This is a genomic window from Erwinia rhapontici (assembly GCF_012271765.1).
GTDB lineage: Bacteria > Pseudomonadota > Gammaproteobacteria > Enterobacterales > Enterobacteriaceae > Erwinia > Erwinia rhapontici.
In genome coordinates this window covers 253,034-273,573 of sequence record NZ_VRKO01000013.1, presented here as the reverse complement: position 1 = coordinate 273,573, position 20,540 = coordinate 253,034, and the positions used below count along the sequence as shown (strand labels likewise).

24 protein-coding genes and 1 other RNA gene are annotated in these 20,540 nt (G+C 52.6%); 13 read left to right on the top strand and 12 right to left on the bottom strand.

Features of this window, described 5'->3' with window-relative positions; all coding sequences use genetic code 11:
• The first annotated feature begins 5 nt into the window (after positions 1-5).
• On the top strand, positions 6-3,446 hold the full coding sequence (locus FVB43_RS24755; RefSeq protein WP_167864070.1) for an autotransporter outer membrane beta-barrel domain-containing protein: 3,441 nt from the start codon (positions 6-8) through the stop codon (positions 3,444-3,446).
• Positions 3,447-3,494: 48 nt separating this feature from the next.
• Here the strand turns inward: FVB43_RS24755 and FVB43_RS12320 are convergent, their stop codons facing one another.
• The 3 genes from FVB43_RS12320 to FVB43_RS12310 form a co-directional block, all read right to left on the bottom strand.
• Positions 3,495-4,097: an Ail/Lom family outer membrane beta-barrel protein gene (locus FVB43_RS12320; protein WP_159337509.1), complete on the bottom strand. Its 603-nt coding sequence runs from the start codon at positions 4,095-4,097 to the stop codon at positions 3,495-3,497.
• 198 nt (positions 4,098-4,295) lie between these two features.
• A complete protein-coding gene (gene apt / locus FVB43_RS12315) occupies positions 4,296-4,847 on the bottom strand; it encodes an adenine phosphoribosyltransferase (RefSeq protein ID WP_133845746.1) in 552 nt (183 codons plus the stop codon).
• A 156-nt stretch (positions 4,848-5,003) separates the two neighbouring features.
• A complete protein-coding gene (locus tag FVB43_RS12310) occupies positions 5,004-5,381 on the bottom strand; it encodes a DUF454 family protein (protein ID WP_133845747.1) in 378 nt (125 codons plus the stop codon).
• A gap of 66 nt (positions 5,382-5,447) precedes the next feature.
• Between FVB43_RS12310 and priC the strand changes: the two genes are divergently transcribed.
• The 3 genes from priC to rsmS all read left to right on the top strand — a co-directional run bounded on the left by priC (position 5,448) and on the right by rsmS (position 6,483).
• Positions 5,448-5,984: a primosomal replication protein PriC gene (priC, locus tag FVB43_RS12305; RefSeq protein WP_133845748.1), complete on the top strand. Its 537-nt coding sequence runs from the start codon at positions 5,448-5,450 to the stop codon at positions 5,982-5,984.
• A gap of 67 nt (positions 5,985-6,051) precedes the next feature.
• Positions 6,052-6,297: a GlsB/YeaQ/YmgE family stress response membrane protein gene (locus tag FVB43_RS12300; protein ID WP_133845749.1), complete on the top strand. Its 246-nt coding sequence runs from the start codon at positions 6,052-6,054 to the stop codon at positions 6,295-6,297.
• A gap of 36 nt (positions 6,298-6,333) precedes the next feature.
• Positions 6,334-6,483, top strand: a complete 150-nt coding sequence (gene rsmS, locus FVB43_RS12295; RefSeq protein ID WP_133845750.1) for a pleiotropic regulatory protein RsmS — start codon at positions 6,334-6,336, stop codon at positions 6,481-6,483.
• Between the two features lie 7 nt (positions 6,484-6,490).
• On the opposite strand, the gene acrR is transcribed toward rsmS, so the two are convergent.
• A complete protein-coding gene (gene acrR / locus FVB43_RS12290) occupies positions 6,491-7,129 on the bottom strand; it encodes a multidrug efflux transporter transcriptional repressor AcrR (protein WP_133845751.1) in 639 nt (212 codons plus the stop codon).
• 141 nt (positions 7,130-7,270) lie between these two features.
• Between acrR and FVB43_RS12285 the strand changes: the two genes are divergently transcribed.
• The 4 genes from FVB43_RS12285 to ykgO all read left to right on the top strand — a co-directional run bounded on the left by FVB43_RS12285 (position 7,271) and on the right by ykgO (position 12,196).
• Positions 7,271-8,473, top strand: coding sequence for an efflux RND transporter periplasmic adaptor subunit (locus tag FVB43_RS12285; protein ID WP_133845752.1), 1,203 nt, complete (start codon positions 7,271-7,273; stop codon positions 8,471-8,473).
• Between the two features lie 16 nt (positions 8,474-8,489).
• Positions 8,490-11,642 carry a multidrug efflux RND transporter permease subunit AcrB gene (gene acrB, locus FVB43_RS12280; protein WP_133845753.1) on the top strand — a complete coding sequence of 1,051 codons (3,153 nt, stop codon included), beginning with the start codon at positions 8,490-8,492 and terminating at the stop codon, positions 11,640-11,642.
• A gap of 140 nt (positions 11,643-11,782) precedes the next feature.
• On the top strand, positions 11,783-12,043 hold the full coding sequence (locus tag FVB43_RS12275) for a type B 50S ribosomal protein L31 (protein ID WP_133845754.1): 261 nt from the start codon (positions 11,783-11,785) through the stop codon (positions 12,041-12,043).
• Between the two features lie 9 nt (positions 12,044-12,052).
• Positions 12,053-12,196: a type B 50S ribosomal protein L36 gene (gene ykgO / locus FVB43_RS12270; protein ID WP_012442195.1), complete on the top strand. Its 144-nt coding sequence runs from the start codon at positions 12,053-12,055 to the stop codon at positions 12,194-12,196.
• A gap of 114 nt (positions 12,197-12,310) precedes the next feature.
• On the opposite strand, the gene FVB43_RS12265 is transcribed toward ykgO, so the two are convergent.
• From FVB43_RS12265 to FVB43_RS24750, 4 genes are read right to left on the bottom strand one after another with little or no spacing between them, the layout of a single operon-like run.
• On the bottom strand, positions 12,311-13,189 hold the full coding sequence (locus tag FVB43_RS12265; RefSeq protein WP_133845755.1) for a metal ABC transporter substrate-binding protein: 879 nt from the start codon (positions 13,187-13,189) through the stop codon (positions 12,311-12,313).
• Positions 13,190-13,191: 2 nt separating this feature from the next.
• On the bottom strand, positions 13,192-14,055 hold the full coding sequence (locus FVB43_RS12260; protein ID WP_133845756.1) for a metal ABC transporter permease: 864 nt from the start codon (positions 14,053-14,055) through the stop codon (positions 13,192-13,194).
• Entirely contained in the window at positions 14,052-14,741 is a 690-nt protein-coding gene (locus FVB43_RS12255) for a metal ABC transporter ATP-binding protein (RefSeq protein ID WP_133845757.1), read from the bottom strand. The genes FVB43_RS12260 and FVB43_RS12255 overlap by 4 nt, the downstream gene beginning before the upstream one ends.
• Complete coding sequence (locus FVB43_RS24750) at positions 14,741-14,866, bottom strand: hypothetical protein (protein WP_259151068.1); 126 nt, start codon at positions 14,864-14,866, stop codon at positions 14,741-14,743. Before FVB43_RS24750 ends, FVB43_RS12255 begins: the two co-directional genes overlap by 1 nt.
• 286 nt (positions 14,867-15,152) lie before the next feature.
• Between FVB43_RS24750 and FVB43_RS12250 the strand changes: the two genes are divergently transcribed.
• From FVB43_RS12250 to FVB43_RS12240, 3 genes are all read left to right on the top strand, one after another.
• The gene (locus FVB43_RS12250) at positions 15,153-15,506 is read left to right on the top strand and encodes a hypothetical protein (protein ID WP_133845758.1); all 354 of its coding nucleotides are present in this window, start codon (positions 15,153-15,155) and stop codon (positions 15,504-15,506) included.
• Between the two features lie 147 nt (positions 15,507-15,653).
• On the top strand, positions 15,654-16,034 hold the full coding sequence (gene tomB, locus FVB43_RS12245) for an Hha toxicity modulator TomB (protein WP_133845759.1): 381 nt from the start codon (positions 15,654-15,656) through the stop codon (positions 16,032-16,034).
• A gap of 29 nt (positions 16,035-16,063) precedes the next feature.
• Positions 16,064-16,282 (top strand): HHA domain-containing protein, encoded by a 219-nt coding sequence (locus tag FVB43_RS12240; protein WP_133845760.1) that lies wholly within the window; start codon positions 16,064-16,066, stop codon positions 16,280-16,282.
• 59 nt (positions 16,283-16,341) lie between these two features.
• Here the strand turns inward: FVB43_RS12240 and ffs are convergent.
• Positions 16,342-16,438, bottom strand: an RNA gene (gene ffs, locus FVB43_RS12235) — signal recognition particle sRNA small type.
• A 133-nt stretch (positions 16,439-16,571) separates the two neighbouring features.
• Between ffs and FVB43_RS12230 the strand changes: the two genes are divergently transcribed.
• Positions 16,572-16,886, top strand: coding sequence for an MGMT family protein (locus tag FVB43_RS12230; protein ID WP_133845785.1), 315 nt, complete (start codon positions 16,572-16,574; stop codon positions 16,884-16,886).
• 29 nt (positions 16,887-16,915) lie between these two features.
• On the opposite strand, the gene FVB43_RS12225 is transcribed toward FVB43_RS12230, so the two are convergent.
• Positions 16,916-17,473 carry a YbaY family lipoprotein gene (locus FVB43_RS12225; RefSeq protein WP_133845761.1) on the bottom strand — a complete coding sequence of 186 codons (558 nt, stop codon included), beginning with the start codon at positions 17,471-17,473 and terminating at the stop codon, positions 16,916-16,918.
• A 225-nt stretch (positions 17,474-17,698) separates the two neighbouring features.
• Here FVB43_RS12225 and tesB point away from each other — a divergent pair, with 225 nt between their 5' ends.
• Positions 17,699-18,559 carry an acyl-CoA thioesterase II gene (tesB, locus tag FVB43_RS12220; RefSeq protein WP_133845762.1) on the top strand — a complete coding sequence of 287 codons (861 nt, stop codon included), beginning with the start codon at positions 17,699-17,701 and terminating at the stop codon, positions 18,557-18,559.
• A 94-nt stretch (positions 18,560-18,653) separates the two neighbouring features.
• On the opposite strand, the gene amtB is transcribed toward tesB, so the two are convergent.
• On the bottom strand, positions 18,654-19,955 hold the full coding sequence (gene amtB, locus FVB43_RS12215; RefSeq protein ID WP_171148780.1) for an ammonium transporter AmtB: 1,302 nt from the start codon (positions 19,953-19,955) through the stop codon (positions 18,654-18,656).
• A gap of 19 nt (positions 19,956-19,974) precedes the next feature.
• Positions 19,975-20,313 (bottom strand): P-II family nitrogen regulator, encoded by a 339-nt coding sequence (gene glnK / locus FVB43_RS12210; protein ID WP_007886947.1) that lies wholly within the window; start codon positions 20,311-20,313, stop codon positions 19,975-19,977.
• Positions 20,314-20,540 lie beyond the last annotated feature (227 nt).

Here is a 20,540-nt window from a genome sequence, read left to right as displayed (position 1 = left end):
AATTTATGAAACATACAACAGCTAAACAGCTCGTGGATCTTCCGCTTAAAAAGCACCGTCTGCGTTCTTCCATTTCTACACTGGCCTTGCTCTCACTGCCGATATTCAGCGCCGTCCCTCTTGCATCGGCTGCCGCTGCACCTGGCACGAACGAAACCCAGCCCCTCAGCGAGATGACAGGACGTCACACTATTACGCAAGGAGATAAAGGTGGTAACGGCAGTGATGGCGCCGATGCAGGCCAGAGCGGCAGTGCAGGTAATGGAAGTAACGGGGGCAACGGTGGTGATGGCTACGATGGCCAGAACGGTAGCTCCTCTGCCGGTGGCAATGGCAACCCGGGATCACCAGCCGGACTGGCAACGAATGGCACCAGTGGCACTCGCGGCCCCCAGGGAAGTGATGGTTCTTCGGGTCAGGCGGGGGGATCAGGAACACTGATCGTCGAGGGTGATGATGCCTCCTTGGGTTCAGTCACTCTGGGGGGGAATGGCGGTGTGGCGGGTCAGGCCTCCGCGGGAAGTGCTGGAGGAATGGGCGGCAAAGGGGGGAGCGGCGGCAACGCTGGCGATGGCGGACAGGGCGGCGCAGGGAGCAACACCGATATCGACGGCTATGGTGGTAACGGCGGCAGAGGTGGCGATGGAGCAGCGGGTGCTGCAGGCGGCCTCGGTGCCGCAGGTGCGTCAGGATCACTCGGTGGCCAAGGCGCTCAGGCTGCAAGCGGGGGGAACGCAGAACTCACGCTGACTAACGGTAATTTTTATGCTGACACGATCCTACTTGGCGGCACGGGTGGAAAGGCAGGCGCTGCCAGTAACGGGTCTGCGGGGGGCCGGGGTGGAGACGGTGGCAGCGCGGGCTCCCGGGGCCAGGATGGCATTCAAGGTGAGAACGGCTCTGACGGACTGGCCAGCAGCGGTGGCCTGGGTGGTCAGGGCGGCACCGGGGGGACCGCAGGTCGCGGTGGCAACGGCGGAGACGGGGGTGCCGGTGCCGCGGGAAGCAACGGCGGCAACGGAGCGCAAGGTGGCTATGCTGAACTGAGCCTGAACAATGCCGATTTAACAGTCAAAAACAACCTGCAGGCAGGGGGGGCTGGCGGCCAGGGTTCTCGCGGCGGTAATGGCGGAGAAACCGGCCTCAATGGCGCATCATTGTCCGGTATCGGTGGTATTGGCGGCGCAGGAGGGGATGGTGGTACAGGTGCCATTGGTGGTGATGGCGGAAACGCAACCATCAACATCGCTACCAGCCACCTTTCTATTCATTCGATAACGCTTGGGGCTGATGGAGAACGTGGTGGGGCTGGTGGTAATAGCGCATCCGATGCTATCGGTGGCCAGGGAGGTGCAGGCGGTCACGGGGGCAGCGGCACCTTGAATGTTGAGGATAGTCATATCACCAATAGCAGCTTCCTCCAGCTGGGGGGGAACGGCAGCCAGGCAGGAACTAGCGGCACCACTTCTGGCGGCACTGGTCCAGGTCTCGGTGGCAAGGGTGGCAATGGGGGCACCGGTTCTGCTCTGTTTAAAAACAGTAGTGGCCATATCGCTACTGATATCGTGCTCGGCGGCAACGATGGCGGACAGGAGAATGAATCAGGCCTGGCGGGCAATGGGCAGCTCACCATCGAAAGCGGTAACTACACCGCAGACAGCTTAACCATCGGCCAGGCAGACACCCGCTACGGTAGTGAAAACCAGTACCTGCAAACTGGCGGCATCTTCACGGCCGACAATACCGGGTTGCGCTCCGGTGCACTACGCGTTAACGGTGGAATGTTTGCCAGTACGCACCTTGATGCCTCACGAGGGCAGATGGATGTCATGGGCAAAGGCACCGCGATTATCGGAACACGTGAACTGAACGCTGAACTCTGGCAGCAAGGCGCCGGATGGATGACACAGCAGCAGTCTGAACCGTTTGCCGGAACGCTGGCTATTGCAGCAGGTGAAACCGTCGATTTGTCCAGCCCGGATCTGCACTGGAGTATTGGTAGCGACAGACATCTCAATCGATTCGATGATGCATCACTGACGATCGTTTCCGCAAAAACCTACGTGGACCAAGGTTCATCCGCCCTGCTGATCGGGGACGGGAGCGTGGCCCTGACGGCGAAAATGCTGGTCATCACCGATGACAATCTCAAAACGGGGGAACGCTTCATCGCCAGCGAAGGAGGCAATACGACGGAGGGTTTCTGGCAGCAGCAGAATATTACCAGCAGTAGCCGTCTGTTTAAGATGGGCAGCAGCGTGGAGGGCAATGCCCATCATCTGACCGCTGCACAGACCAGCCAGCCGCTTTTGCCACCGGACACACAGGACCTGATGGCCAATATGGCTAAAACGCAGGGTGTTAATACTCACTCTGACGATGCAGGCCAGCGCTTTATTTCGCAGTCGATGGATATTCGTTATATCCGCGAAGAGGTTCTCGCCAGTAAAGTCGTGCAGTCAGCATTACATATCGCCTCTGTGGTGGGTGTCCAGCACAGCACCTTTATGGCGCTGTCAGCGGCTCGTCATGCGGTTGAGCATCATCTCTCTGGCATTGCATCAATGCCCGGGGCACAGGCTGCGACAGGCGTTAATCTATGGGCGACGCTGCTGTCTGATAACAGCCGTTCTCATGGGTTTTCTTCAGGACGTTGGCAGGCTCGCTCTTCTGCAAATCTCGGTGGACTGGCATTAGGGAGTGATTTCCGTTTTGATGCCGGCGACTTCGGCATGATGACTACCGGTATGGCGCTGAATACGGGCGGGGGCAAAAGTACCAGCCATGGAAACGTGAGCCCAACGCGTAATGACTTCAACTTTTGGGGAAGCTCACTCTACAGCAGTTGGCAACGGGGCGCGCTGAATGTGATGGCAGATGTCAGTTACACCGGCAGCCGTAACAGAATGAAACAGCAAAGTCCGGCTGAGATTGAGGGTGGGTCGCTGCGGGCCAGAATGAACAGCTGGGCGCTGAGCAGTGGTATCACGGCCAGTTACCAGTGGAATAACAAACTGGCCGATGTGACGCCACATGCAGCAATACATTATACGCGACTGAAAAGCGAGGCCTTTACGACGCATAACGAGCTGGGAACGATGTTTGAAACAGCGGGTGACTCACAGAAAATCTGGTCATTCCCGCTGGGCGTTTCGCTGTCCAGGACGTTCACAGCCAGTAAAGGCTACCAGGTTAAGCCTTTACTGGACCTGACGTGGACCGGCAACAGCGGGGACGTCAAAGCGAAAAGCCGTAGCTGGCTTCCGGGCGAGGAAGCCAGCTACTCAATGACCGATTCAAGTATTACCGATCATTCCGTGTTCACCAGTAACATTGGCATTGAGCTGTCGCACGACGCATTGTCTTACAGTCTTAACTATCAGTTGAATGCGTCATCGCACATCACCGACAACACCATTTATGCCGGGATCAGGTTCGCGTTCTAATGATTATCAGGGGCAGCTTCGCTGCCCTTTCTACTCTTCGTATCCCCATCAGAATCGATAACCTATCCCAACATTAAACCCGTTACTGGACGTTTTCTGCACGTGCCCGGCCTGGTAGCCAACATCCACCGCTACGTTATCAATCAGGTTGAACTGCACCCCTGCTCCCCAGGCAAAACGCGCATCAAATATTTTATAGCGCCCGGTACTGTCCCCGCCTGGGTTATGGTAGTCAGTCTGGTTGCTGCTGCTTTCCCAGCCCGCCCCTCCCAGCAAGTAAAGGCTGGCCCAGCTCGTCGCCCGCCAGGCAGGCCCGACCATCAGGCTATAGTAACGCACGCGGTGGTGCTTCACTTCTCGGGCATCGCTTCCTCCGACACTCTGGCTACCCCTGCCGCTCATGCCGCTGAAAGAGACCATCGCGCTCAGAGGTAATTCCGGGATTTCATAGCGATACTTCGCATTGACCCCTTTCATGGCTTTGAAATGTGAGATGTGGCTTTCAGTGTAACCCAGCGTGAAAGTATGCCGCCCGCTAAAGCTTTCCGGCGGGTAGGCCTGCTGTAACGGCTTTTGTGTGGTGCTGGCAACAACGTCTTCAGCCCCGGCAAGCAGGGGAAAAAACAGCAATACAGTCATGGTTTTTTTCATTTCACTCTTCCCTGACGCCTGTGAAATCACAGCTTGATGTTGGCTGTCGTATTTTAGAGCAGAGAATCAACCGTTCGCCGCGAATCGTGCCGAACAGCGGGCGAGCGCATTTTTAGTATTGATAAAGGGGCGGGAAGCGAAAAGCGGGAAACAGAAGAGAGTCGTAACAAGGCCGGGGTTAACCCGGCCTGATCAAGCTTAGTGACCGGGGAAGTTCACCAGGCTGTAGCTTTCAATACCCTGCGCTTTCAGGCGAGATTCGCCGGTCAAATCAAACAGGTTAATGATAAATGCAGCGTCTTTTACGCTGCCACCTGCACGGCGAATCAGCTTCACCGTTGCTTCAATAGTGCCACCGGTTGCCAGCAAGTCATCGATCACCAGAACAATATCACCCGGCTGAATCGCATCACAGTGCAGTTCCAGCGTGTCTGTGCCGTATTCCAGCTCATAGGTTTCAGCAAAGGTTTTACGTGGCAGTTTGCCCGGCTTACGTACCGGCACAAAACCTACTCCCAGTCCTAGCGCAACCGGTGCACCGAACAAAAAACCTCGCGCTTCAGTGCCCACTACTTTGGTGATGCCAGCGTCACGATAGCGTTCAACCAACAGTTCAATGCTCAATGCAAACGCTTTCGGATCTTCCAGCAGGCTGGTCACGTCACGAAAGAGAATACCCGGCTTTGGGTAATCCGGGATGCTTTTGATACTGTTTTTAATCAATTCAAGCTGCTGCGCAGTCGCGGTCATAATGTTATGCCTGGTAAATACAAATCTGACTCGCGCAGCTTCATTCCACTCTGCGGCAGGGTTGCCGGGTGAAATTCAGACGTTGAGGGGAAGCCGCGCACGAAAACGACCAAATCTATGCAAACCGCCGGACAATTGCAACCGTGTTAAGCAAAATCACCGCTTTTCTTGCCCTTCATCAACCACGGGTATACGAATCATAAAGACCAGCAGCGCGCAGAGGATCGCCAACAGTAACAGACGCACCCAAAGGATCTTGACCATCCACAGCGAAAAAGCAAAAGTGATCAGAATAAACAGGATCGCCCTGCCCTTAGCACCTGGAGGCATCGCCCGGTGTTGCTGCCAGTGACGCAAATATCGACCAAATACCGAGCGGTGCAGCAGCCAGTAATGAAAACGCGGTGAAGAACGGGCAAAACACCAGGCGGCCAGCAGTAAGAATGGCGTGGTGGGCAGCAACGGCAACACCACTCCCAACGTCGCTAACACCACAGCAAGCCAGCCTAAAACAATAAGAATATAACGTTGCATGGCACACCCGGAAAAATGTCTCAGAATCAGGGTATCATACAGAGCATTACCGCCACGGAGAATAAGATGAAAAGCGCAGGTTTACTGCAACAACTCGATATGCAACTCGAACAACTTGCGCACGCCGTGGAACCTCATGCCAATAATCGCACTGCACAGGCACGCTTCGATATTAAATTGTTTCACTGCCACACCACCCGACTGGGCGATTATTTACTGGAAGTTCGCCAGACGATGGCACAGCTGAAACAAAGCGTACGTGATAACCGTATGGAGAGCGTGGCCTGGATGGCTGAACGGGTAGTGATGCAGATGAGCGCCCTGCAACGTGAGCTGGCAACGCAGAAAATGCGTCGCAGCGAGTCTCGCCCTGTTCCGGTCAAAGAGAATTTATATGAGAAACTGGCCGAGCATCAGGATTTCGAACGTCGCTTACGTGCCATGATTATCGACCGGGAGAGTTTGCTGGCCGTGCAGGAAACCCTGGCACAACAGCAACAGTTGCAACGGGAAGTCGCTGCTCTGGAAGGACGGTTACAGCGATGTTTGCAAGCCCTCAAGCGAATTGAACGCGCCATTGAAAATCGCGAACGTAGCAGCTAGCCTCGTCTCATCCCCTGCCGAATCGGGGACTATAATAGTCACATTGCCCTGTAACTGGAGAGCGAAAATGGGTCTGATTTCCTGGATAATCATCGGTCTTCTGGTGGGTTTTATTGCACGCTATTTTTTTCCTGGCCGCCCGGGCGGGCTGGTGCCCACATTAGTACTTGCCGCCGTGGGAGCGTTGATTGGCGGCTATATCAGTACCTATATGAATAACGGCACGCTGGCCACCCTCGACCCACATACGATGCTGACTTCACTTATAGGTGCACTGGTGATGACGGGTATCGTCAAAATTTTACGTATCTGACCGCTGATTGTCTGCATTCAGAAATAAGGAGCAAGTATGTCACTGGAAACCGCGCCGGAAGAAATCAAACTCGCCGTCGATTTGATTATGCTGTTGGAAGAAAATCATGTTGCACCAGAAACCGTTCTGGCTGCGCTGGCGATCGTACAGCGGGATTTTGAACAGAAAGTCGCCAGCCAGTCATAATCGGCGGTTAAACTGACTGACGTAACGTCGGACAGAGCGCCAGCATATCAATGAGCGTTTCCACTAATTGCGGCGCATCACCGGCTAAATCAAAACTGCCCGGCATAAATAACCAGTTTTCCATGATGCCACTGATGTAGCCACGCATCACAACGGCAGCACGCCGGGTATCCAGATTTTCGGGGAGTTGTTTTGCATCAATGCACTGCGATAAAACCTCTTCTATCTTTTCATAACATTCAAGATAGAGATTTTGTTGCATCAGTTGTAGGGTAGTCATTTCTCCAACAAACTCACATTTGTGGTAAATAATTTCCATAAGTGCACGCCTTCTTGGGTCACTGGCTGCTGCGTCAAGGACATACAACAACATTGCGCGCATTACAGATAGTGGATCAGAAGGATATTTTGATTGATACTCAAGCTCCAGGTCCGCCATTCCGGATTCGGATTGCGCCCAGATTTCATTCAGCAAATCAGTTTTATTTTTGAAATGCCAGTAAATAGCACCCCGCGTCACGCCAGCACTTGAGGCAATATCCGCCAGTGACGTTTTGGATACGCCATGTTCAGAGAAGCGCTTAATTGCGGCATCAATGATGTGATTGCGCGTTTCCTGCGCCTGTTGTTTGGTATTTCGTGCCATGAGGGTGTGATTTACAAAGAGTTAGACTTACATACATTTCCGAATGTATGTACCATATCACGACCATAATTTAAACGCAGCAATGGGTTTATGGGTTTGTAATCCATTGAACAATCGATATCGGACACTCGAGGTTTATTTATGAACAAAAACAGAGGGTTAACGCCTCTGGCGGCCGTTCTGATGCTCTCAGGCAGCTTAGTGCTAACGGGTTGTGACAACAAAGAATCTCAGCAAGCCGGACAGCAACAGCAGGCACCTGAAGTGGGTATCACAACGTTGAAAAGCGCCCCGCTTAAAATTACTACCGACCTGCCAGGTCGAACCTCATCGTTCCGTATTGCAGAAGTTCGCCCACAGGTATCTGGCATTATTCTGAAACGCAACTTCGTTGAGGGTAGCGATATCAAGGCTGGCGAGTCTTTATATCAAATTGACCCCGCCACATATCAAGCTGCTTATAGCAGTGCGAAAGGTGATCTGGCACAGGCACAAGCCAATGCACAGATTGCCGCATTGACGGTAAAACGCTACAAGCCCCTGTTGGGTACTAAGTACATCAGCCAGCAGGACTACGACCAGGCAATGGCAACGCAAAGCCAGACCGCCGCTGCCGTTCAGGCTGCTCAGGCCACTGTAGAAACAGCACGCATCAACCTCGCCTATACTCGAGTGACCTCACCTATCAGCGGTCGCATCGGTAAATCGTCGGTGACGGAAGGCGCTTTAGTTGCCAGTGCGCAAACCACTGCGTTGGCAACCGTACAGCAACTTGACCCTATCTATGTTGATGTGACCCAATCCAGCGAAGATTTCATGCGCCTGCGTGATGAACTGAATTCCGGCAAACTTCAGCAGACCAATGGTAAAGCTGAAGTCAAACTACTGATGCAAAATGGTAGCGAATACGCGCAGAGCGGAACATTAGAATTCTCTGATGTCACTGTGGATGAAACCACAGGTTCGATCACATTACGTGCCGTGTTCCCTAACCCTGATCATAGTCTGCTGCCGGGTATGTTTGTGCGTGCCCGTCTGGATGAAGGCACCAACCCGAATGCACTGTTGGTTCCTCAACAGGGTGTGACCCGTACGCCAACCGGTCAGGCAACTGCCATGGTTGTGGGCGCGGACAATAAGGTTGAAGTCCGTAATCTGACTGCCGACCAGGCATTTGGTGATAAGTGGCTGGTGTCTGCCGGTCTGAAAGATGGCGATCGTGTGATTGTGACCGGTCTGCAACGCGTGAAACCTGGTGCAGCGGTAACGCCTCAGGAAGTCAGCGATGACAGCGCCAAAGCAGGTTCCGAGTCTCAGGCGAAGTCTGAACAACCGAAGTCTTAACAGGAGCCACTGAGACATGGCTAAGTTTTTTATCGATCGCCCCATCTTTGCCTGGGTAATCGCCATCATTATTATGTTGGCGGGTGCGCTGTCGATTCTTAAACTACCGATCGAGCAATATCCAAACGTTGCTCCAACGGCAATTGAGATCACAGCAACCTACCCTGGCGCTGATGCGAAAACACTGCAAGACTCCGTCACGCAGGTTATCGAACAAAACATGAACGGCATCGACGGCCTGATGTATATGGGCTCCAGCAGTGACTCCTCCGGGACGCTGCAGCTGACGCTGACCTTTGAATCAGGGACTAATGCTGACATCGCTCAGGTACAGGTGCAGAACAAACTGCAACTGGCGATGCCGCTACTGCCGCAGGAAGTGCAACAACAGGGGATTAAGGTTCAGAAATCCTCGAGCAGCTTCCTGATGGTCGCCGGTTTCATCAATGACAACGGCACCATGACCCAGAACGATCTCTCCGACTATGTCGGGTCGAACATTAAAGACCCTATCAGTCGAGTGTCAGGCGTGGGTGATACACAGCTGTTCGGTGCACAGTACGCCATGCGCATCTGGATGGATCCTCACAAGCTCAACAACTACTCGCTCACGCCCGTTGATGTCATTAGCGCCATCAATACCCAGAACGCCCAGGTGGCGGCGGGTCAGCTCGGCGGTTCTCCGCCTGTTGCCGGCCAGCAGCTTAACGCGTCTATTATTGCGCAGACACGCCTGACCTCGGCGGAAGAGTTCGGCAAAATTCTGCTGAAGGTGAATACCGACGGTTCGCGTGTTCGTCTGAGTGATGTCGCGCATATTGAGCTGGGTGGTGAAAACTACGAGATTATTGCCCGTTATAATGGACAACCGGCTTCCGGTCTGGGGATCAAGCTGGCAACCGGCGCTAACGCACTGGATACCGCCGCCGCCGTTAAGGCAGAACTCACCAAGCTGGAGCCTTTCTTCCCTGCCGGGATGAAGGTGGTTTATCCGTATGACACCACGCCATTCGTTAAGATTTCGATTAACGAAGTGGTGAAGACGCTGGTCGAAGCTATCGTGCTGGTATTCCTGGTCATGTATCTGTTCCTGCAAAACTTCCGCGCAACGCTGATCCCAACGATCGCCGTGCCAGTCGTACTGCTGGGAACGTTTGCCATTATCAGCGCCTTCGGATACTCGATAAACACGCTAACGATGTTCGGGATGGTGCTGGCCATCGGCCTGCTGGTGGATGACGCCATTGTGGTGGTGGAAAACGTCGAGCGCGTCATGGCCGAAGAGGGCCTGCCACCGAAAGAAGCCACACGTAAGTCAATGGATCAGATCCAGGGGGCGTTGGTTGGTATTGCCCTTGTACTGTCGGCTGTATTTATCCCGATGGCATTCTTCGGCGGCTCTACCGGCGTTATCTACCGTCAGTTCTCAATTACCATTGTTTCTGCGATGGTGTTGTCGGTAGTGGTGGCGTTGATCCTGACCCCGGCACTCTGTGCAACGATGCTGAAACCGATTGCGAAAGGCGATCACGGTAAGACGACTGGATTCTTCGGCTGGTTTAACCGCCTGTTCGACAAGAGTACCAATCATTATACCGAAAGTGTTGGCCACATCGTTCGCAGTACCGGTCGTTATCTGGTGATTTACCTGCTGATTTTCGTGGGCATGGCTTTCCTGTTCCTGCGTCTGCCGACCTCCTTCCTACCGGAAGAAGATCAGGGTGTGTTCCTGACGATGGCCCAGCTCCCTGCTGGTGCGACTCAGGAGCGTACTCAGAAAGTGCTGGACCAGGTGACGGATTACTACCTGAATAAAGAAAAAGCTACGGTTAACTCTGTGTTTACTGTTAACGGCTTTGGCTTTGCAGGTCGTGGTCAGAACACCGGCCTCGCCTTTGTCAGTCTGAAGCCGTGGGATGAACGTCCAGGTGCCGACAATAAGGTTCCTGCAATTGCCGGGCGGGCAATGGGCGCACTTTCCGTCATTAAAGATGCGATGGTGATTCCTTTCAACCTGCCAGCCATTGTTGAACTGGGTCAGGCAACAGGCTTCGACTTCCAGCTAATCGATCAGGGCGGTTTAGGCCATGAAAAACTGACTGCCGCACGTAACCAGCTGCTGGGTATGATTGCCCAACATCCGGATGTACTGGTGGGTGTGCGTCCTAACGGACTGGAAGACACCCCGCAGTACAAACTGACTATCGACCAGGAAAAAGCACAGGCGCTGGGGGTATCGCTGTCTGATATCAACACCACACTGGCAGCCGCCTGGGGTGGCTCCTATGTCAATGACTTCATTGACCGTGGTCGCGTTAAGAAAGTCTACGTGATGGGTGAAGCACCTTACCGTATGTTGCCTGGTGATATCGGCAACTGGTATGTGCGTTCTACCAGCGGCGAAATGGTGTCATTTAATGCCTTTGCGTCAGCCAACTGGGTTTATGGTTCGCCACGTCTGGAGCGTTATAACGGCCTTCCATCCATGGAGCTGTTAGGGCAACCAGCACCGGGTAAAAGCTCCGGTGAAGCCATGGACCTGATGCAGGATCTGGCCTCTAAGCTGCCAACCGGTATCGGCTATGACTGGACGGGCATGTCTTACCAGGAGCGTTTATCTGGTAACCAGGCTCCAGCGCTGTACGCCATCTCACTGATTGTGGTGTTCCTGTGTCTGGCAGCGCTGTATGAGAGCTGGTCAATTCCGTTCTCTGTCATGCTGGTGGTGCCATTGGGTGTGGTCGGTGCGCTGATCTTCACCACCCTGCGCGGGTTAAGTAATGACGTTTACTTTGTTGTGGGGCTGCTAACAACCATAGGGTTGTCGGCGAAGAACGCCATCCTGATAGTCGAGTTTGCTAAAGACCTGATGGAAAAAGAAGGCAAAGGGCTGGTTGAGGCCACGCTGGAAGCGGTGCGCATGCGTTTACGTCCGATTCTGATGACCTCTCTGGCCTTTATCCTGGGTGTTCTCCCGCTGGCTATCAGTAGCGGTGCAGGCTCCGGTGCTCAGAACGCCGTTGGTACGGGCGTAATGGGCGGTATGGTCACTGCAACCGTCCTGGCAATCTTCTTCGTTCCTGTGTTCTTCGTGGTGGTCCGCCGCCGCTTCAGTAAGAACAAAGAGGAGCTGGAACACAGCCATCCGGTTGATTCACAGCATCACTAATCAACGCTGAGTTGATGTGAATAAGAGGCTGCCTTCGGGCGGCCTTTTTTTTGCTATTTCCCTGCCCTTTCTGCGGTTGCAATTTAAAAAGCGGCAGCGCATACTATTGTTATAGTATAACATTACATTAAGGGTAGAAAATGAAACAGGGTATTCATCCTGCTTACCGCCAGGTGGTATTCCATGACACCACGGCTGATGCTTACTTTGTGGTGGGTTCCACCATCAAAACTGACCGTACAATCGAACACGAAGGCAAAGAGATGCCATACGTCCTGCTGGACGTCTCTTCTGCCTCACACGTTTATTACACCGGTAAACAGAAAGATTTTGCTAAAGAAGGCAGTGCAGCACGCTTCAGCCAGCGTTTTGGCGGTTTTCTTGGCGCGATGAAAAAATAAGGAGCCATCATGCAGGTATTAAGTTCTCTGGCTTCGGCCAAAAAGCGTCACAAAGATTGCAAAATTGTTCGCCGTCACGGCCGTGTATTTGTCATTTGTAAGAGTAACCCCCGCTTCAAAGCCGTACAGGGCCGGGGCGGAAAGAAACGCTGATTGCTGTAGCCATGTCGTCATGCCAAAGGGGATAGCTTGCGCTATCCCTTTTTTTATCTTTTCGACCAACAGTATCAGCCAAACTACCGTGGCCGGGCGTACCCGGCACACGGTTTACTTCATACTGTTGACCATCGCATTCACATTGTGTTTGAACGCTGCGACATAACTGTCAGCAGCACCGCCCTGAGCAGTCAACGCCTCAGGATAAAGCTCTCCGCCTGATGTGGCGCCACCCGAGGCCGCAATCTGCTTCACCAGGCGCGGGTCGGTCTGGTTTTCAATAAAGTACACGTGGATTTTTTCGTGCTTCAGCTGGGTAATCAATCCGGCAACATCAGAGGCGCTGGCTTCTGACTCCGTGGAGAAACCCACCGGCGACAGGAACTTCACGCCATAACGCTGGCCGAAATAACCAAACGCATCATGGCTGGTCAGCACCTTACGCTTCTCTTGAGGGATCGTACTGAACGCCTTCTGCGCCCAACTATCCAGCTGTTTCAGCTGCTCAATATACGCGCTCCCCTGTTGACGGAAATAATCCGCATCCTCCGGATCAGCGGCAATCAGCGCATTCATCACATTGGTGGCATAGGTCACACCATTCTGCATACTGTTCCATGCATGCGGATCGGTAATAGTCTGTCCATCCTCTTCCATTTTACGGGTATTGATGCCACTGGATGCCACCACAGTCTGGCCTTTATAGCCAGATGCCGTGATCAGGCGGTCCATCCACCCTTCCATCCCCAGGCCACTCACAAAAACCACATCAGCATGGGCAAGCGCCTGGCTGTCTTTCGGCGTTGGTTCAAAGCTGTGCGGATCGCCATTTGGCCCTACCAGGCTTTTGACGACAACATGCTCACCGCCAACATTTTTCACAATATCAGCCAGCACGGTAAAGCTGGCTACCGCCTCAACTGTTTTTGCCATCGCCAGTGGGGTGGCCATTAATGCTGATAATGCCAGCGCTACAGGTAACTTCTTCATGCTTACTCCTTCACCATAGACAATGTTTTGCGTGAGGAAAAAATTCCGCCGCAAGGTCCGATTAAAATAGAAATAAAGAATAAAATTGCCGCACTGAGCACCACAGCAGGCCCGGCGGGTAATGAGAGATAAAATGAGGCGTACAGACCGCCAAAGCTGGCGAGGGTCGCCAGTAGCATTGCAGCTGCCAGCGTGCCGGAAAGATGCCGACTCCAGAAACGGGCGCTGGCAGCGGGCAGCATCATCAGCCCGACACTCATCAGCGTGCCTAGGACCTGAAAACCTGCCACCAGATTGACTACAACCAGTACAAGGAAAATACCGTGAACCAGTGGTGAGGCCCAACGGTTCTGAGCGCGCAAAAAAGTGGGGTCAAATGCGTCAATCACCAGCGGCCGATAGATCAGGGAAAAAATGAGCAGAGAAACGCCACTGATGGTACTGACCAGCACGATAGAGGGAACATCCACCGCCAGCAGCGAGCCAAACAGCACGTGCAGCAGATCCACGCTGGAACCGCGTAATGACACCAGCGTAACGCCCAGCGCCAGTGAGCCGAGATAGAAACCGGCAAAGCTGGCATCCTCGCGCAAAGGGGTATAACGACTCACTGCACCTGATAAAAGCGCCACCGTCAGTCCGGCAATGGCACCACCAATGCCCATCGCCACCAGTGAGAGACCGGAAAGCAAATAGCCAATCGCCGCACCGGGAAGAACCGCGTGGGACAACGCATCCCCGACCAGGCTCATGCGGCGTAGTAAAAGAAAGACTCCCAGCGGAGTGGCACTGAGAGACAACGCCACACAGGCAACCAGCGCACGACGCATAAAACCAAATTCAATAAACGGGTGTAGCAACATCATGCGCTGGCTCCTCCGCTGCGTCCGAAGTTCAGCCCGGTCACCCCACAGTCGCGGCATGACCACTCGCTGTGCTGTTCTTTCAGGCGTAATACCTGAGGAAAATGCTGTGCCACCGTCGCCATATCATGCAGAACGACGATGAGTGTGCAGCCCGCGTGATGGCGCTCTGCTAACAATGCCAGTAGTAGCGCAATGGTGTCGCTATCAACGCCGCTAAAGGGTTCGTCAAGTAACAGCAATTCCGCATCCTGCACCAGCAGTCGGGCAAACAGTACACGCTGGAGTTGCCCCCCTGATAGGGTCCCAGGTGCCGCTTCCGCAAAGGGAAGCATGTTGACACGATCCAGCGCCGACAGAGCCTGTTGACGCTGCTGACGGGAGATCCCTCTGAACCAGCCGCAGTGCCGCCAGAACCCCATCACCACCAGATCAAACACCGTAAGCGGAAAACTTTTTTCAATGTCAGAATGCTGTGGCAGCCAGGCTATGGAAGGGCGTGGCGTGGTAAAACTGACCGAGCCACTGACAGCAGGCAGCATCCCACATAAGGTTTTCAATAGTGTTGACTTGCCACAGCCGTTTGCGCCGACCAGCGCCGTCATACTGCCACGGGCAAATTCACCGCCCAGCACGGGGCTCACTGCACGGTGCTGATAGCCAACAACGAGTTGATTGAGTACGATCATCAGATAATGGCCCACCAGGTTAGCAGAACCAGCAGACTCACCAGCAGCGCGGTGAGGACCATGCGCAGCCACGCCGGGCAACTCAACAATGTGCCAAGACGTAAAAACACGGGGGAGGAATTCATGGAAATGACACTTTAATGTTATAACATAACAACAAAATAGCGCGAATCGAGCGGTAACGGTAAAGCAAAAATGTATCTAAGTATTTCACTTTACGATAAGGAATATGTCCCTATATATATTAAAAAAACTCAACAAGTCTTTACGCTAGTGACAACCAGAGCATTTAGCGACAAAATAATTAACTGACAAATCATCACCATAGACTACACTTCATTTATACAGCGGTCTATTTTACCATCAGAAGCAATTACCCTGATTAGTAAACATTAACTCTGTGGAGAAAAAATGCGCAAAACCTTACTGTTAAAATATCGTCAAGACGAGCTTAATCCACTAGAATTAATGCAAGAGATACAACAGATAATTCCCAAAATAGAAGATGACCTTGTGGGATCTCTTCAATGGTATTCATCAAATGCGCGATATGTTCCCGACAGTATCAGAATTATTTCCCTGGAACATTTGGAGCAATCGCGTTATAAACTTAACTATAGTTTTCACTGGAACGTGTTCAATGCCTGCCTGGATATTGATACGTTTGAAACAACCAACCAGTCAGTCAATTTTAGCTGGAACGCAGATGCGCTGGTGTTTGATTTCATTGATAACGATCGTAATGCAATGTCAGATGAATTGTAATAATGAGTCAAACATCTAACGTTTATTTTAATTTTAGTTATATTTTGTATAGATAAATTTAGTTGAGATGTATTTATCACTTCCTGGCACACCATGTTTAAAAGTGCAGTCAAATAGCATGTTTCGCAAGCTTAGGAGGGGAAAAAGATGGACGAATACTCGCCGAGAAGGCATGATATTGCCCAGCTTAAATTCTTGAGTGAAAGCCTGTACGATGAAAGCCTTGCAACGTTAGGCGACAGCCATCACGGCTGGGTTAATGATCCTACCTCTGCTGCCAATCTACAGCTTAACGATCTGATTGAGCATATTGCGGCATTCACGATGAATTACAAAATTAAGCACATTGAGGATAGTGATCTGATAACTCAGGTTGATGAATATCTTGATGACACCTTCATGTTGTTCAGTAATTACGGCATTAATGCTCAGGACTTACAGCGCTGGCAGAAATCAGCAAAGAGGCTGTTCAATATTTTTGCAGAAGAATGTGCAACAAGTCGGACCCAGGCCAGCCATTCCTTTTAGCAACCCATTACTTTTTCTACGGTTTAATAATGACAGACAAACTTTTAACGAAAACTGATTATCTTATGCGCCTCAGACGTTGTCGTTCTATCGACACGCTTGAGCGCGTGATTGAAAAGAACAAGTACGAATTATCTGATGACGAATTAGCCATATTTTATTCTGCTGCCGATCACCGTTTGGCGGAACTCACAATGAATAAGCTTTATGACAAGATACCGGTAGCGGTCTGGAAGTTTGTGCGTTAATGAGTGTGGCTGGTTTGAGTCAGGCGGGAAAAGCTGGTAAGGGCAGAATTGGGTGGGGGCCCTGCCAGCTACATCCCGGCACACGCGTCATCTGTTACGGCTGCTTCCTTCCGGATCTGACCGAGTTCACAAATTAGCATTGCGGGAGAACCAACCGGGCCCCCATTGAGTGCCCTGGGTAACCAGAGCGCAGGCATTATCAATGATGCCCCTGCCAATTGCAAGCAACCCCGGGATGACCGTTGGTTTCTTGCACGATCTGCAGTTTATTTCCCCGGTACGGAACACCATGACCTTCGAAGACGATAGCTTTCAACAACGCATCTACACTATTGTCGCCGCCATTCCTTTTGGCTATGTGACCACTTACGGTGAAATCGCTCAGCTAGCCGGTTCTCCTCGTGCCGCACGTCAGGTTGGAGGCGTACTGAAACGCCTGCCTGCGGGGAGTAAACTTCCCTGGTATCGCGTGATTAACCGTAAAGGAGAAATCTCGCTGGTGGGGGACGATCTCGGTCGACAGCGCAGAGCACTAATAGACGAAGGGATTGAAGTCTCCCAGGAAGGAAAGGTCGATCTTAAACGTTATCGCTGGCAACCATGATAACGCCCCTTTCGGGGCGTAAAACTACGTTACAGTGAGGTGGGTGCCGGTACGGCAGAAGAAGGGGAAACCTGCGTTGGCGATGTTAATGGCACCGTCGTGGCGGCTCCGCTCTGCGTTGGCACGGCAACGGAAGGTACTGGCACCAATGTCAGATCCTGATGTGTTCCACCCGTGGTCACTACCTGCTTCACCGTATCAGTAATAAACAGCATTTTACCGTCGACCGTCACGGCGGCACTCAGCAGAATGCGTGCATTGGGTTGAATGTCTGCCGGATTAAACGGCAAGGTAAACTTGAAAGGCGCCTGCTTACCTTCAGTACGAACAGCACGCTGGGATAGCACCTTCGATGGTGCATCCGCCAGCGAAGCATCCGACAGTGTCACTGTCAGTACCGCATCCGGCGGCAGAGCCACCTTTTGGCGGATCCATACTGTACCGCTCACGTTAGGCTGTTTCATCGTCGTCTGCTGGCCCGCCACCTGGGAGCCGAGCGTCGGCGTCGGCACATCTTTGCTTTTATCAGCACAGCCTGAAATTGCTACAACCAGCGCCGCACCACTTAATACATGCCAAAATTTCATTGATAGTTTCTCCTTCCGATCAATGCTTACGGCAGTCACTTCGCCGCACAAAGACAGTTTTTACTGTCTGCGTAGCTTTAATTCTGGCACAAGTTGCTGATTTTTTCCTGGAAGCACCGCAAGTCTGGCTTTATCAGCTTCCCACACAGATCGCATAAACAGTCGTTGACGCTAACTGGTCGGATCTCGCAAACTGGTGGCGATAAAACTATTGAGGAACAGAATATGGGCCAGGCGTTACAAAACTTGTTAAATCTTCTGGACCTGGAGACGCTGGAAGAGGGTCTGTTTCGTGGGCAGAGCGAAGATCTGGGTTTGCGCCAGGTGTTTGGTGGACAGGTGGTCGGCCAGGCGTTGTATGCGGCCAAACAAACCGTTCCACAGGATCGCATTATCCACTCCTTCCATAGCTATTTCCTGCGCCCGGGCGATAGCCAGAAAGCGATCATTTATGATGTGGAAAATCTGCGCGATGGCCAGAGCTTTAGCGCCCGCCGGGTAAAAGCCGTGCAGAACGGCAAGCCCATTTTTTATATGACGGCTTCATTCCAGGGGCCAGAAAGCGGCTTTGAACATCAGAAAACAATGCCTGAGGTTCCAGGGCCGGATAACTTGCCCTCTGAGACAGACATTGCTCGCCAACTGGCGCAATACATTCCAGAGAAGGCTCGTGATAAGTTTTTATCCGAAAAACCCTTTGAGATCCGCCCGGTGGAGTTCCATAACCCACTCAAAGGACATGTCAGTAAACCCGCCCGCTATACCTGGCTACGCGCCAACGGCAGCATGCCGGAGGATAAACGCATTCATCAGTATCTGCTGGGCTATGCGTCTGACTTCAACTTCCTGCCTGTTTCATTGCAGCCTCACGGAAAAGGTTTTCTGGAGCCAGGTATGCAAGTCGCCACCATTGACCACTCGATGTGGTTCCACCGTCCCTTTGACCTCAACGAATGGCTGCTGTACAGCGTAGAGAGCACTTCTGCCTCCAGTGCCCGTGGTTTTGTGCGCGGTGAGTTCTGGAACCAGCAGGGTGTGCTGGTGGCATCGACGGTGCAGGAAGGGGTGATCCGCCAGCGTTCGTAATCAGAGGCATAAAAAAGCGGGCCATGATGGCCCGCTTCGTCTTTTATTATTTTTTAGCGCACTACTTTTCTTCAGCCTTCAGCACAGCAATCACTTACTGGTTGTAAGCATTCTCGCCATGGCTATTGACGTCCAGACCTTCACGCTCCTGATCTTCCGGAACACGCAGGCCCACAATCATATCGGCAACTTTGAAACCGATGAAGGCAACAACCGCAGTCCAGACGATGGTCAGACCGACGCTGAACAGCTGTACCCAGACCTGATGGCCCATGGTGACGCCTTCGGCATAACCCACGCCGCCCAGTGAAGAGGAGGCAAATACGCCGGTCAGGATGCAGCCTACGATACCGCACACACCGTGAACACCGAACACATCACAAGGGTCATCAACACGCAGCCATTTCTTCAGGATGGTCACACCCCAGAGACCGGCTAATCCACCAACCAAACCAATAATCAGTGCACCGCCCACACCCACATAGCCGCAGGCTGGGGTGATAGCCACCAGGCCGGCAATCACGCCAGAGCTGACGCCCAGCAGAGATGGCTTACCGCGCAGCGCCCACTCACCGAAGGTCCAGCTCAGCATCGCACCTGCTGTAGCAATCACGGTGTTGAGGAAGGCCAGACCCGCGATTTCGTTAGCAGCGCTGGCAGAACCTGCATTGAAGCCGAACCAGCCAAAGTACAGAATAGCCGTACCGGTGAACACCATCGGCAGGTTATGGGGTTTGAAAGCTTCTTTACCGAAACCAGCACGTTTACCCACCAGGTAAGCACCCACCAGGCCTGCTACCGCGGCGTTAATGTGAACAACAGTACCGCCCGCAAAGTCCAGCGCGCCGTCAGCCGCCAGGAAGCCGCCTGCCCATACCATGTGTGCAATTGGCAGGTAAGCGAAGGTCAGCCAGATTACAACGAAGATCAACAATGCAGAGAAACGAATACGTTCTGCGATGGAACCGACAATCAGACCCACGGTGATACAGGCGAAGGATGCCTGGAACGCCACGTGGATGTACTGATAGTAAGACCCCATCACCGCAGTAGGGGTGATATTTTTCAGCATTGCCCAGTTGAAGCTACCGAAGAAGGCGTTGCCCTCGCTGAACGCCAGTGAGTAGCCGTAAACCATCCACAGCACACAGACCATCGCGAAGGTCATGGCAACCTGAGTCAGCATCGACAGCACGTTCTTGGCGCGAATCAGGCCGCCGTAGAACAATGCAATACCAGGGATTGTCATAAACAGCACCAGCGCGGTGCAGATCATCATAAAGGCGTTATCAGCTTTGTCGGCTACTGCAGGAGCAGCGGCCATTGCCAGCGACGGTAAAAGAGCAACACCGGCGAGGCCTAACTTAGCGAGTTTTTTCATTTTGTCCCATCCCATCACAATTCTGAGCCCCGAATTACAGTGCTGCTTCGTCAGTTTCGCCGGTGCGAATACGGATGACACGTTGCAGTTCTGCAACGAAGATCTTCCCGTCACCAATTTTGCCTGTGTAGGCCGCTTTACTAATCACATCAACCACTTCATCAAGCTGGTCGTCAGCAATAGCAATATCAATTTTTACTTTTGGCAGGAAGTTCACGCTGTATTCAGCACCGCGATACAGTTCTGCATGCCCTTTCTGGCGGCCGAAGCCTTTGACTTCAGTGACGGTCAGACCCTGAATGCCGATTGACGACAGTGCTTCACGCACGTCTTCCAGTTTGAACGGTTTGATTACCACGGTAACCAGCTTCATACGATCCCCTCCAGGTAAAAAAATAGGTTGTTTCAGCGACACGAAATGATTAAAGCAAAGGCTGTGCCAGAGTTTAAAAATCTGAATTTTTCAGACGATTAGTCAGAGCTGGTCTGAGTCGTAGCTGAGACGCAGATCACAGAGAAAAGAAAGGCACAGAAAGGAGCATAGAAAAAACGCACCAGAAAGGTGCGCTATGCGTTAGAGCGGTGCATTTGTAGGGTTAT